Raw genomic sequence first — 12,400 nt, 5'->3', positions numbered from 1 at the left:
TATTTATCAAAAGCCCCGGAGGATACATGTCACACAGCCTGCGCGCCCATATCGACGGTCAGACCTATGCCGATCAGTCAGCCATTCTGGACCACCTGATTGCACAGTCTGATCTGACCCAAGCCGATCGTCGGTCCATATGCGCCTCTGCCGCTCAGTTGGTGCGCGATATCCGATCCAGTACTTCACCCGGCATGATGGAGGTGTTTCTGGCCGAATACGGCCTGTCTACCGATGAAGGCGTGGCATTGATGTGTCTGGCCGAAGCCTTGTTGCGTGTCCCCGACGCCGACACGATCGACGCGCTGATCGAGGATAAGATTGCGCCCTCGGACTGGGGGAAACATCTGGGGCAGTCCTCATCCTCGCTGGTCAATGCTTCGACTTGGGCCTTGATGTTGACGGGCAAGGTTCTGGATGAAGGCAAAGCATCCCCAGTCGGTGCTTTACGCGGCGCGATCAAGCGATTGGGTGAGCCGGTGATCCGCACCGCTGTAGGCCGGGCCATGAAGGAAATGGGCCGACAGTTCGTGCTGGGCGAAACGATACAGTCCGCGATGGATCGCGCCAGTGGGATGGAAGCCAAGGGCTATACCTACTCCTACGATATGCTGGGCGAGGCCGCCCGGACCGAGGCCGACGCAGCCCGCTATCACCTGTCTTATTCCCGGGCGATTGCGGCCATTGCCGATGCCTGCACCCATGACGATATCCGCGCCAATCCGGGAATATCGGTGAAGCTATCGGCACTGCACCCGCGGTACGAACTAGCGCAGGAACAGCGCGTCATGGATGAGCTTGTGCCCCGCCTGCGTGCGCTTTGCCTGTTGGCCAAGGCCGCCGGGATGGGCCTCAACGTGGATGCCGAAGAAGCCGACCGCCTGTCCCTGTCGCTGCAAGTGATCGAAGAGGTCATGGCCGAGCCCGCCCTGGCCGGGTGGGATGGGTTCGGGATCGTGGTGCAGGCCTATGGCCCCCGCGCCGGGGTGGTTCTGGACACGCTCTATGACATGGCCCAGCGCCATGATCGCAAGTTGATGGTGCGGCTGGTCAAAGGTGCCTATTGGGATACTGAGATCAAGCGCGCGCAGGTCGAAGGCGTCGATGGGTTCCCCGTCTTCACCCGCAAGGCGGCGACCGATATCTCGTACATCGCGAACGCGCGCAAATTGCTGGGTATGACCGACCGGATCTATCCGCAATTCGCCACCCACAACGCCCACACGGTCAGCGCGATCCTGCATATGGCCAAGGACCAACCCTATGAATTCCAGCGCCTTCACGGGATGGGCGAAACGCTGCACGGGCTGGTCAAAGATCAAAACTCTACCCGCTGTCGCATCTACGCTCCGGTCGGTGCGCATCGTGACCTGTTGGCGTATCTGGTGCGGCGACTGTTGGAGAATGGTGCGAATTCATCTTTCGTGAACCAGATCGTCGATGAGACTGTGCCGCCCGAAGTCGTCGCCGCAGACCCTTTCGAAACGGTCCGTGAACCTGCGCGGCCCCTGCCCACCGGACCCGAACTGTTTCAACCCGAGCGCCCGAACTCGCGCGGGTTTGACTTGCATCACACGCCCACACTGGATCAGATCGACGCCGCCCGCGATGGCTTCCGAGCACATCACTGGTACGCGCGGCCACTTTTGTCCGGGGATGCAACGCCCGAGGGTGATCAACCTGTCATCAACCCGGCGCAACCGCAGGACCGGCCCGGCGCCGTCGCCCCTGCAAGCGCCGAGGATGTCGAGCTGGCGCTGGCCTCTGCCGTACCGTGGCACTCACCAGCGACCGACCGGTCCCGCATCCTGAACGCTGCGGCCGACCTGTACGAAGAACACTACGGCGAGCTTTTTGCCCTGTTGTCTCGTGAGGCCGGAAAATCGCTTCCGGACGCTGTTGCTGAATTGCGTGAAGCCGTTGATTTCCTGCGGTATTACGCTGCGAATATTCCTGATCTTGCGCCTGCGGGAACCTTCACCTGCATTAGCCCGTGGAACTTTCCGCTGGCCATTTTCACCGGCCAGATTGCTGCGGCCCTTGCGACTGGTAACGCTGTACTGGCCAAACCTGCCCCGCAGACACCCTTGATCGCGCATCGCGCCGTTCAGTTGATGCACGAGGCAGGCGTGCCACGGGATGTTCTGCAATTGCTGCCGGGTGGCCCGATGGTGGGCGCGGCACTGACCTCGGATGCGCGGGTGTCGGGCGTGGCTTTCACCGGCTCGACCGCGACGGCTCTGAAAATTCGTGAGGCGATGGCAGAAAACCTGCGGCCCGGCACACCGCTGATTGCGGAAACCGGTGGGCTGAATGCCATGATAGTGGACAGCACCGCCCTGCCCGAACAAGCCGTGCAATCCATCATCGAAAGCGCGTTTCAATCGGCGGGACAGCGCTGCTCGGCCCTTCGGTGCCTCTATGTGCAAGACGACATCGCGGACGATCTGCTGACGATGCTGAAAGGCGCGATGGAGGCCTTGCAGGTTGGCGATCCTTGGCTGATTTCAACCGATTGCGGCCCCGTTATCGACAATGATGCGCGGCAGGTCATCACGGATCACGTGGCTACGGCCCGTCGAGAAGGGCGTATCCTGAAAGAGATGCCAACGCCGCCCATCGGCACATTCGTCGCACCGACGCTAATCGAAGTCCCCGGCATTGCCGCGCTCGAACGCGAGATTTTTGGCCCGGTTCTGCATGTCGTGCGGTTCAAGGCGTCCGAGATTGATCAGGTGATCGCCGATATCAACGCCACGGGATACGGCCTGACCTTTGGTCTGCACACGCGCATCGACGACCGTGTTCAGCACATCACCGAGGCCGTTCACGCGGGCAATATCTACGTGAACCGCAATCAGATCGGTGCGATTGTCGGCTCACAACCCTTTGGCGGCGAAGGGCTTTCCGGGACTGGCCCCAAGGCCGGTGGCCCGAATTACAAGACCCGTTTCTGCGCACCCGACCGCCAGAGCAGCGCCGGGACGTGGGGTACAAAGATGGGCGAAATGCCTGCCCCCGACGGCGAGGCGCCATCGGTTCAAACCCGGTCTCTGCCCGGCCCGACCGGAGAATCCAACCGCCTTAGCGAGTTCCCCCGCCTGCCTTTATTGTGTCTGGGTCCGGGTGAGGCCGCAGTTCAGGCGCAGGCGGCCGCCGTGCAGGAATTGGGCGGTTCAGCTATCCGCGCCACAGGAGCAATCGACCTGCACCGACTTGAAAACGCGACGGGTATCTCTGGCGTTTTGTGGTGGGGGGATGAAGCCACCGCCCGAGACATCGAACGGCATCTGGCCCGCCGCACCGGTCCGATCCTGCCCCTGATCCCCGGTCTGCCCGACAAGGCCCGTGTCCTGGCCGAGCGCCATGTCTGCGTCGACACAACCGCTGCAGGGGGTAACGCGGCGTTGCTGGGTGGTGCGGCCTAAACAGACCTTGACGCTGGGCTGCGGAAAGCCCAGCGTCGCGCCATGTTTCCGATCCGTGATCATAACCCTTCGGGGCGTACTCCATACGTCGTTTATCTGCTGATGGCGGCGAATATCCTGATCTTTGTCAGCTATGCAGGCGCCATGGACGATGCGCGCCTCATCAACCAGATTTACTATGACTACGCCGTCATTCCAGCACGGATCACCGACGGTTTTGCCTTTGATACTCTGGTGACGTCAATGTTCCTGCACGGGGGTTGGATGCACCTGATCGGAAACATGCTGTTCCTATGGATATTTGGCGACAACCTCGAAGATGAGATGGGCCACCTGCCCTTCCTGCTGTTCTATCTGGCTGCCGGAATCGGAGCTGGCCTGATCCATGTCCTGACAGCCCCGGCGTCATTGGTGCCCACTATCGGTGCATCGGGCGCGATTGCCGGTGTGATGGGCGGCTATTTGCTGCTGTTCCCCAAGGCGCAGGTAGATATCCTGTTGATCCTGATCATTTATATTCGCGTCTTCACCATTCCGGCCTTTGTCATGCTTGGGGTCTGGCTCGGCATGCAGTTTCTGGGCAGCCTCTCCAGCAACCCGGACGAGGGAGGGATTGCATATTGGGCGCACACAGGCGGTTTCTTCGTCGGGTTGGTGCTGAGTATTCCCTTATGGTTGCGGCGCGGTGGCATCAGATATTGGAACCGGACTCACGGCCATCCACCCCACCCAGAGCAGACCTATAAATTCTCGCAATCACGCATCCCCCGCATCCCGCGCAGGTAGACGGCCACCGCTAAGTTCAGTGATTTCCCGGGCAGCAGCCATGACCAGACCACCCAAATCCGGCGCGCGATCCGCTTTGAACCGAACAGTCGGGCCAGATACGGAAATTCCGGCACAAGGTTCAGCGCGATCATTGAATATCGCCGCGCCAATGCAGGACATGCCCTCGTATCGCTCCTCCCGGTCATGCGACCAACCCCGCCTTCGGGTCTGTGCCAAGTCCGACTGCAATTTTGGTCCGGGCAGCAGAGTATTCTCGGTAAAGGCAACCGGATCACCCAAACCCAGCGCTTTGGTCAACCCGGCCTCCCCCAGTTCGGCCAGGATCGCTTTGCCGGTTCCAGACGCATACATCGGCGTCCTGGCCCCCGGTGGAAAGAACGCCCGGATGGGGTTTCCGGTTTCGACCTGCCCAACAAAAACAACCTCGAACCCGTCCGGAACCGCGAGATTGGCCGTCTCACCGCTGTCCTGCATCAAGCGTCGCAGGATTGGCCGTCCGATCTCGATCACGCTGTTACGACGCAGGAATGACGCGCCGGTTCTGTAAGCCTCGATACCAATCATCCACTCCTGACGCTCATCGTCGAAACTCACAAAACCATGTTTCTGCAGCGTGACCAGAATACGATGTGTGGTGGCAGTGGGCACGCCGATCTCTCTGGCCAGATCACTCAGCGCGGCGCGTTCCATGCGCGCAACCGTGGTCATAACACCCAGCGCCCGGTCCAGAGATTGCATGGTCCCGGCCGAACTTTCCTTGAACATGGATTTCGGCCGACCCCGCGGTCTTTTTTGCGGCTCTTGTCCCAATTCCCCTCCTCCTGTGTACAAAGTTTTTTTTCGTGTGGTGGCTCCGCTTCGCCAAAATGAAAAACGGAAATCCCCGCGAATCTCGCCAGTTATGGATTTTTTCGCAAAAATGAAAATATTTTTCAAGAAAATTGCATGACGCGACGTTATCTCGGAAAATGACCTCCAAAGCGGAGGAATAAGAGATGTCCAACCAAAACCCGGTTTTCATACCAGGCCCAACAAATATCCCGGACCGGCTACGGCTGGCCATGCAGGTTCAAACGCAAGACCATCGTGCCCCGGACTTTGTCGATACGTTTGCCCCGGTTCTGGAAGACACAAAACGGGTCTTCAGCACTCAGACCGGTCAGATCGTAACATTCCCTGCCTCGGGTACCGGCGGGTGGGAAGCGGCGATCACCAACACCCTCAGCCCCGGCGACAAGGTTCTGGTGGCCCGCTATGGCGTTTTCAGCCATCGCTGGATCGACCTGTGTCAGCGGCACGGGCTGGACGTGCAGGTGATTGATTGCCCTTGGGGGACGGGCGCACCAGCAGACCTGTTTCAGGCCGCTCTTGCCAAGGACACGTCACACGACATCCGCGCCGTTCTGGTGACCCATAACGAAACTGCAACTGGCGTGCTTTCGGACATCGGTGCGGTGCGTCACGCCATGGACGCCGCAAACCATCCCGCGATGCTGTTTGTGGATTGCGTAAGCTCGCTGGCCTCTGTGCCGTTTAAGTTTGACACATGGGGCGTCGACATCGCCGTGTCCGGGTCGCAAAAGGGGTTCATGCTGGCGACCGGGATGGCGATCCTGTGCGTCAGCGACAAAGCGCAAGAGGCGATGGCGTCTGCCAAGCTGCCCCGCACTTTCTTCGATTTCCGCGACATGATGACGGCGAATGCGTCGGGCGGGTTTCCCTATACCCCGCCGCTGCAACTGATCTACGGGATGCGCGAAAGCCTCAAGATGCTGTTCGAAGAAGGCTTGGACAACGTCTATACCCGCCACCACCGACTGGCCGAAGGGGTTCGCCGTGCCACCGACGCGTGGGGCTTGAAGTTGGTTGCACAGTCGCCCGACCTTTATTCCGATACGGTCAGCGCAATCTATGTCCCCGATGGGTTCGACAGCAACGCCCTGACAGATCACGCGTTCAACGCATATGGCGTGTCCTTCGGGATCGGCCTTGGGCAACTCAACGGCAAGGCGTTTCGCATTGGTCATTTGGGCAGCCTGACGGATGTGATGGTTCTGTCTGGCCTCAGCGCGATCGAGATGGCGATGGCGGACCTGAATTACCCCATCTCACTCGGCAGCGGGGTCGCGGCCGCGCAGGAGTTCTATCGTTCCGGCTCGTCCGGCAACGCAATGGCGGCAGCCTGAGGAGAATGACCATGCTGGATCAAACCCCCGCCGCAGAACTCACGATCGACGATATGCGAGCGGCGCATGAACGGATTAAACCATATATCCGTCGAACCCCGGTCATGGTGTCCGACTACCTGAATGATCTGACCGGCGCAGAGCTGTTTTTCAAATGCGAGAACTTTCAGGAGGCTGGTGCCTTCAAGGTTCGCGGTGCAAGCAACGCCGTGTTTGGCCTAAGCTATGAGATGGCGGCAAAGGGTGTCTGCACTCATTCCAGCGGCAACCACGCCCTTTCGCTGTCCTACGCGGCCGGACGGCGCGGCATCCCCTGCCATGTGGTCATGCCGCGCACGGCACCGCAGGCCAAAAAGGACGCGGTCCGGCGCTTTGGTGGAACGATCACCGAGTGCGAGCCGTCGACCACCTCGCGCGAGGCGACCTTTGCCGAAGTGCAGGCCCGAACGGGTGGTGAATTCGTCCACCCCTATAACGACCCCCGCGTCATCGCTGGGCAGGCGACATGTTCGGCAGAACTGCTGGAACAAACCGATGGCGTGGATGCGGTCATCGCACCGATTGGCGGCGGCGGCATGGTATCGGGAACCTGTCTGACGGTGTCAAACCTGGCGCCCAGCACCGCAATCTATGCCGCGGAACCGGAACAGGCGGATGACGCTTATCGCTCGTTCAAAGCGGGCCATATTATCGCGGATGACGCCCCAAAAACGGTTGCCGATGGTCTGTTGGTGCCGCTCAAGGAAAACACGTGGCACTTTGTGTCCAATCACGTGACCGACATCTTCACCGCCTCAGAAGATGAGATCGTCGAGGCGATGAAACTGACGTGGAAATATCTGCGCGTGGTGATGGAGCCGTCCTCGGCAGTGCCTTTGGCGACCATTCTCAAAAATCCGGACGTGTTTCGCGGAAAACGCGTTGGCGTGATCATCACCGGCGGCAACGTGGATTTGGACAAGCTGCCCTGGCTGAAAGGGTAAGGAGGAAGAACATGAACAAACCTGTAAAATTTGACGATCTCGAAGTCGGCTTCGACATCCCTGCCTCAATCGGTATGGACGAAAGCGAAATTCAGACACCCTGCCTGATACTGGATCTGGACGCGCTAGAGCGGAATATCAGGAAGATGGGCGACTATGCCACGGCACATGGCATGCGCCATCGCGTGCACGGAAAGATGCACAAGTCCGTTGATGTCGCCAAACTTCAGGAAAAACTGGGCGGCGCGGTGGGTGTCTGCTGTCAGAAAGTCTCGGAAGCCGAAGTTTTCGCGCGCGGTGGCATCAAGGATATCCTCGTGTCAAACCAGGTGCGCGACCCGGCCAAGATCCAACGGCTGGCACGGCTGCCCAAGACCGGAGCGCGCACCATCGTCTGTGTGGACGACATCAACAACGTCGCGGACCTGTCTGCCGCTGCGGTCAGCGCTGGCACCGAACTAGAGGTTCTGGTCGAAATCGACTGCGGTGCTGGGCGGTGCGGCGTGACCACAACTCCGGCAGTGGTCGAGATCGCCGAGGCGGTCGTGGCAGCCCCAAACCTGAAATTCACAGGCATTCAGGCGTATCAGGGCGCGATGCAACATCTCGACACGTATGAGGCCCGAAAAGAGAAGCTGGATGCTGCTATTGCGATGGTCGAAGACGCGGTTGACGGGTTGAAAACCGCAGGCATCGACTGCGAGCTGGTCTCGGGCGGCGGCACAGGATCGTATTATTTCGAAAGCAATTCAGGTGTTTACAACGAGTTGCAATGCGGGTCCTACGCCTTCATGGACGCCGACTATGGCCGTATTCTGGACAAGGACGGCAAGCGGATCGACCAGGGGGAGTGGGAAAATGCGCTGTTCATCCTGACCAGCGTCATGAGCCACGCCAAAGTGGACAAGGCGATCTGTGATGCAGGTCTAAAGGCGCAGTCCGTCGATAGCGGCTTGCCGTTCATCTATGGGCGCGACGATGTCGAATACCTCAAATGTTCGGATGAGCACGGCGTGATCGGTGATCCCGGCAATGTTCTCAAGGTCAACGACAAGCTGCGTCTGGTGCCCGGTCACTGTGACCCAACCTGCAACGTCCATGACTGGTATGTAGGTGTCCGGGACGGCAAGGTTGAAACACTCTGGCCTGTTTCGGCCCGTGGAAAGGCGTTCTGAGCAATGAGGGATATCATGACTTCACAAGACGGCCTGCTGATCGTGGGCGAAGATCTTTGCAAGCAACTGGTCGGCCGCCAGCAAGCCTTTGATGCGGTTCAGTCGGTCTTTGGCGCAATGGCCAGCGGCGGGGCGTGGAACTTTCCTGTTGTGCGCGAGGCGCTGGGTTACGCAGATGCTTTGTACGGCTTCAAGTCAGGCTTCGACAGGGATGGTCAGGTGCTGGGCGTAAAGTCGGGCGGATATTGGCCCGGCAATGCCGAAAAAAACCTGACAAACCACCAATCGACGGTGTTTCTGTTTGATCCTGACACCGGGCAACTCTCTGCGCTGGTCGGGGGCAATTACCTGACGGCGGTGCGCACGGCGGCCTCGTCAGCGGTTTCGATTGCGCATCTGGCCCGGAAAGACTCGAAGGTTCTGGGGATGGTTGGTGCAGGTCATCAATCCGCCTTCCAACTGCGCGCGGCGGCCGAACAGCGCGCGTTTGAGAAGGTCGTCGCCTGGAACCCCCACCCGGACATGCTGCCGCGTCTGGCTGCCGTGGCCGAGGAAATCGGGTTGGAGTTTGAAGCGGTCAGCCAGCAGGAACTGGGCGCGCAGGCGGATGTGATCATCACGATCACCTCGGCGTTTGAGCCGCTGTTGATGAAAGACTGGATCAAATCCGGTACGCATCTGGCCTGTATGGGTACAGATACGAAAGGCAAGCAAGAGGTCGACCCCGCGCTTGTGGCCGCAGCAACCGTCTTCACAGACGAGGTTGCCCAGTCCATTACCATCGGCGAAGGCCAGCACGCCATAAACTCGGGCGCGCTGACGCGGGATCAGATCACCCCGATTGGTGCCGTGATCAACGGGGATCACCCCGGTCGGACCAGCGAAGACGAGATTACCCTGTTCGACGGAACCGGGGTTGGCTTGCAAGATCTGGCCGTTGCGTCGGTCGCCGCGCGATTGGCGGATGAGGCAGGATTGGCGCAGCGCGCAGCCCTATGAAACGAAAAAGCGCGCCTCGTACGGGGCGCGCAACTTCGATTGTTTTGATCAGGTTTTAGTCCCGGATCACCTTTGCGAACTGGTCGAAGATCGGTTCGTTTGAACAAATCACTTCGCCATCGTCCAGCACGCTGCCTTCGGGGTTCAGGGCCTGCACAAACCCGCCGGCTTCTTTGACGATGATGATCCCGGCGGCCAAGTCCCACGCATTCAGGCGGCGTTCCCAGAACCCTTCGTACCGACCAGCGGCCACGTAAGCCATGTCCAGTGCAGCAGCACCCCAGCGGCGCACGCCTGCGCATACCGGCATCAAACGCGCCAGGTCCTGCAGCGTTGCTGGCAAGTCCGAACGGCCACCGAAGGGCAAGCCCGTCGAAAAGATCGACTCGATCATGCGATGACGGCCCGAGACGCGAATGCGCGTGTCATTCATCCACGCGCCCTCGCCCTTTTCGGCAAAGAACATCTCGTCCTTGGCAGGGTCATAGATCACGCCGGCGACGATCTTGCCCTTATGCTCCAGCGCGATCGAAATCGCCCAGTGCGGCAGGCCGTGCAGGAAATTCGTAGTCCCATCCAGCGGGTCCACGATCCAGCGGCGGGTGGGGTCTTCGCCCGCGATTGCACCCCCCTCTTCGGCCAGCCAGCCATAGGTCGGGCGCGCGCCCAGAAGCTCCTCTTTCAGGATCGCTTCGGCGGCGATATCTGCCTTGGACACAAAATCGCCCGCGCCTTTCATCGACACCTGCAGGTTCTCGACTTCACGAAAATCCTTGACCAAAGACCGCCCCGCCTTGCGCGCGGCTTTAATCATGATGTTGAGGTTTGCACTGCCAACCATTGTCCAAAGGCTCCTGTCCGGTCAAGCCGCGCGTATACTGATGCAAAGCGCCCTTGCCAAGAGGAATGATACGCATAGCAGACCCGCGTTTTGCGCCTATTGCAGTTGCAACTTGCGCGCCTCGGTTCCGGCCAGTTGAATCAGCTCCTGCACATAGGGCTTTTCAAGGTCTTCCGTGCGAACCGCCGCGTATAGCCTGCGGGTAATTCCGTCTTTGGTCAGCGGACGTGTCACATAGTCCGAATTGTACTTAACCTCGCGCACGACCCAATCCGGCAGCACCGCAACCCCTCGGTTCGACGCGACCAGCAGCAATATCACCGCGGTCAGTTCGACCTGCCGGATTGCCGCCGGTTCCACCCGCGCGGGGATCAGCAACTGGCTGAACACATCCAGCCGCGTGCGCTCGACCGGATAAGTTATCAGGGTCTGCCCTCGGAAATCCTCGGCCTCGACAAAGTCCTTTTGTGCCAAAGGATGGACAGAAGCGGCGACAAACACGGCGTCATAGTCGAAAAGCTCGATGAACTCGACGCCCGGCAGGTCTTCGGGGTCGGACGAAACAACCAGATCGACCTCTTCTTTTTGCAGCGCTGGCAAAGCGTCGAACGCAAGGCCCGGCCTGATATCGACATCCACATCCCCCCAGGACTTGCGGAAGGTCTCCAGCACCGGGAACAACCACTCAAAACAAGCATGGCACTCAATAGCGATGTGCATCCGACCAGTTCGCCCATCACGCAGGGACGAAAACTCCTGCTGGGTCGCCTCGACCTGCGGCAGAATTTGCTCGGCCAACCGCAACAGACGCAGACCGGCGGCCGATAATTTCATCGGTTTGGACCTACGCTGAAACAGTTCGACACCCGCCTGATCTTCCAGGCCCTTGATCTGATGACTCAGCGCCGACTGCGTGATGTTCAACTGGTCCGCAGCGCGGGCAAGCCCACCACATTCGTGGATCGCCTTGATCGTGCGCAGGTGCCGGAATTCGATGTGCATTTCAGGATGACTCATGTTGTTCTTGAAGAATATGAGTTTGTCTCACATTGCAGAAACTGACACAAGACCCGGGAACGGAACAAATGAGGCCAAGATGACCAAGCCAGAAATATCATTCGAGTTCTTCCCGCCGCAATCGCTGGAAGCCTCCTTCCGGTTGTGGGACACCGTTCAGACATTGGCCCCGCTTGATCCCCGGTTTGTGTCTGTCACCTATGGCGCAGGCGGAACCACGCGAGAGTTGACCCGCGATGCGGTGGCAACTTTGCACAAGTCCTCCGGCCTGCCTGTCGCGGCCCATCTGACCTGCGTAGACGCGACACGTGACGAAACACTGGCTATTGCAGATAGTTTCGCCAAATCGGGCGTCCGCGACATCGTCGCGCTGCGCGGCGATCCCCCAAAGGGTCAAAACGGTTATGTTCCGCATCCCGACGGCTTTCAGAACTCCGTCGAACTGATTGCGGCGCTGGCTGATAACGGCAAGTTCAATATTCGCGTCGGCGCTTATCCCGACATCCACCCCGAGGCGCAAAACGCGCGCACGGACGTGGACTGGCTCAAGGCCAAGCTGGATGCCGGTGCCGACGAAGCCCTCACGCAGTTCTTCTTTGAGGCCGAGACCTTCTTCCGCTTTCGCGACGATTGCGCCAAAGCAGGAATCGACAAGCCCATCGTTCCGGGCATTCTGCCGATCGAAAACTGGAAAGGGGCGCGCAACTTTGCCCACCGCTGTGGAACACGCATCCCGGCATGGGTAGAACACGCGTTCGACAAGGCCGTTCGGGACGACCGCGAAGACCTGCTGGCCACGGCCCTGTGCACCGAGCTGTGTTCCGACCTGATCGAGGGCGGCGTCGATAAGCTGCATTTCTATACGCTGAACCGCCCCGAGCTTACTCGTGACGTCTGTTTTGCGCTTGGTATCACGCCCAAAACCGAACTTCAGAACGTCGCCTGATCCAAAGGCCCAAACGCACCCGGACGCTCGACAATG

At 59.7% G+C, this 12,400-nt stretch carries 10 protein-coding genes; 7 read left to right on the top strand and 3 right to left on the bottom strand.

What is annotated here, in order from left to right; genetic code table 11:
* Positions 1-26 precede the first annotated feature (26 nt).
* Together putA and ACR0MS_RS10525 are read left to right on the top strand one after the other, a co-directional pair.
* The gene (gene putA / locus ACR0MS_RS10530; protein ID WP_480572479.1) at positions 27-3,428 is read left to right on the top strand and encodes a bifunctional proline dehydrogenase/L-glutamate gamma-semialdehyde dehydrogenase PutA; all 3,402 of its coding nucleotides are present in this window, start codon (positions 27-29) and stop codon (positions 3,426-3,428) included.
* 42 nt (positions 3,429-3,470) lie between these two features.
* Positions 3,471-4,214: a rhomboid family intramembrane serine protease gene (locus tag ACR0MS_RS10525; protein ID WP_480572481.1), complete on the top strand. Its 744-nt coding sequence runs from the start codon at positions 3,471-3,473 to the stop codon at positions 4,212-4,214.
* Here ACR0MS_RS10525 and ACR0MS_RS10520 read toward each other — a convergent pair.
* The gene (locus ACR0MS_RS10520; RefSeq protein ID WP_170616106.1) at positions 4,185-4,982 is read right to left on the bottom strand and encodes an IclR family transcriptional regulator; all 798 of its coding nucleotides are present in this window, start codon (positions 4,980-4,982) and stop codon (positions 4,185-4,187) included. The genes ACR0MS_RS10525 and ACR0MS_RS10520 overlap by 30 nt on opposite strands.
* Before the next feature lie 230 nt (positions 4,983-5,212).
* Here ACR0MS_RS10520 and bhcA point away from each other — a divergent pair, with 230 nt between their 5' ends.
* Genes bhcA through bhcD form a run of 4 tightly spaced genes read left to right on the top strand, consistent with a single transcriptional unit; the run spans position 5,213 to position 9,560 of the window.
* Complete coding sequence (gene bhcA, locus ACR0MS_RS10515) at positions 5,213-6,403, top strand: L-aspartate--glyoxylate aminotransferase BhcA (protein ID WP_480572484.1); 1,191 nt, start codon at positions 5,213-5,215, stop codon at positions 6,401-6,403.
* Positions 6,404-6,414: 11 nt separating this feature from the next.
* The gene (gene bhcB, locus ACR0MS_RS10510) at positions 6,415-7,386 is read left to right on the top strand and encodes a beta-hydroxyaspartate dehydratase BhcB (RefSeq protein ID WP_480572487.1); all 972 of its coding nucleotides are present in this window, start codon (positions 6,415-6,417) and stop codon (positions 7,384-7,386) included.
* A gap of 11 nt (positions 7,387-7,397) precedes the next feature.
* Entirely contained in the window at positions 7,398-8,561 is a 1,164-nt protein-coding gene (gene bhcC / locus ACR0MS_RS10505) for a 3-hydroxy-D-aspartate aldolase BhcC (RefSeq protein WP_480572490.1), read from the top strand.
* Between the two features lie 15 nt (positions 8,562-8,576).
* Positions 8,577-9,560 carry an iminosuccinate reductase BhcD gene (gene bhcD, locus ACR0MS_RS10500; RefSeq protein WP_480572493.1) on the top strand — a complete coding sequence of 328 codons (984 nt, stop codon included), beginning with the start codon at positions 8,577-8,579 and terminating at the stop codon, positions 9,558-9,560.
* Between the two features lie 55 nt (positions 9,561-9,615).
* Here bhcD and ACR0MS_RS10495 read toward each other — a convergent pair whose 3' ends face one another.
* Both ACR0MS_RS10495 and ACR0MS_RS10490 read right to left on the bottom strand, forming a co-directional pair.
* The gene (locus ACR0MS_RS10495; protein ID WP_480572496.1) at positions 9,616-10,401 is read right to left on the bottom strand and encodes an inositol monophosphatase family protein; all 786 of its coding nucleotides are present in this window, start codon (positions 10,399-10,401) and stop codon (positions 9,616-9,618) included.
* 96 nt (positions 10,402-10,497) lie between these two features.
* Positions 10,498-11,403 carry a LysR family transcriptional regulator gene (locus ACR0MS_RS10490; protein ID WP_480572701.1) on the bottom strand — a complete coding sequence of 302 codons (906 nt, stop codon included), beginning with the start codon at positions 11,401-11,403 and terminating at the stop codon, positions 10,498-10,500.
* Positions 11,404-11,497: 94 nt separating this feature from the next.
* On the opposite strand from ACR0MS_RS10490, the gene metF reads away from it, so the two are divergent.
* Positions 11,498-12,364 carry a methylenetetrahydrofolate reductase [NAD(P)H] gene (gene metF / locus ACR0MS_RS10485; RefSeq protein ID WP_480572499.1) on the top strand — a complete coding sequence of 289 codons (867 nt, stop codon included), beginning with the start codon at positions 11,498-11,500 and terminating at the stop codon, positions 12,362-12,364.
* Positions 12,365-12,400 lie beyond the last annotated feature (36 nt).

The sequence above is a fragment of the Ruegeria sp. CJ2 genome, from assembly GCF_056536745.1.
Note: the sequence above shows the minus strand (reverse complement) of the source record. Positions and strands in the feature narration are given on the sequence as shown.

Excerpts from the sequence above, each read along its gene's own strand:
- bhcC (WP_480572490.1), top strand. The coding sequence starts at position 7,398 with ATGAACAAACCTGTAAAATTTGACGATCTCGAAGTCGGCTTCGACATC.
- ACR0MS_RS10495 (WP_480572496.1), bottom strand. The coding sequence starts at position 10,401 with ATGGTTGGCAGTGCAAACCTCAACATCATGATTAAAGCCGCGCGCAAG.
- ACR0MS_RS10490 (WP_480572701.1), bottom strand. The coding sequence starts at position 11,403 with ATGCACATCGAATTCCGGCACCTGCGCACGATCAAGGCGATCCACGAA.
- ACR0MS_RS10525 (WP_480572481.1), top strand. The coding sequence starts at position 3,471 with ATGTTTCCGATCCGTGATCATAACCCTTCGGGGCGTACTCCATACGTC.
- bhcB (WP_480572487.1), top strand. The coding sequence starts at position 6,415 with ATGCTGGATCAAACCCCCGCCGCAGAACTCACGATCGACGATATGCGA.
- bhcD (WP_480572493.1), top strand. The coding sequence starts at position 8,577 with ATGACTTCACAAGACGGCCTGCTGATCGTGGGCGAAGATCTTTGCAAG.
- metF (WP_480572499.1), top strand. The coding sequence starts at position 11,498 with ATGACCAAGCCAGAAATATCATTCGAGTTCTTCCCGCCGCAATCGCTG.
- putA (WP_480572479.1), top strand. The coding sequence starts at position 27 with ATGTCACACAGCCTGCGCGCCCATATCGACGGTCAGACCTATGCCGAT.
- bhcA (WP_480572484.1), top strand. The coding sequence starts at position 5,213 with ATGTCCAACCAAAACCCGGTTTTCATACCAGGCCCAACAAATATCCCG.
- ACR0MS_RS10520 (WP_170616106.1), bottom strand. The coding sequence starts at position 4,982 with ATGTTCAAGGAAAGTTCGGCCGGGACCATGCAATCTCTGGACCGGGCG.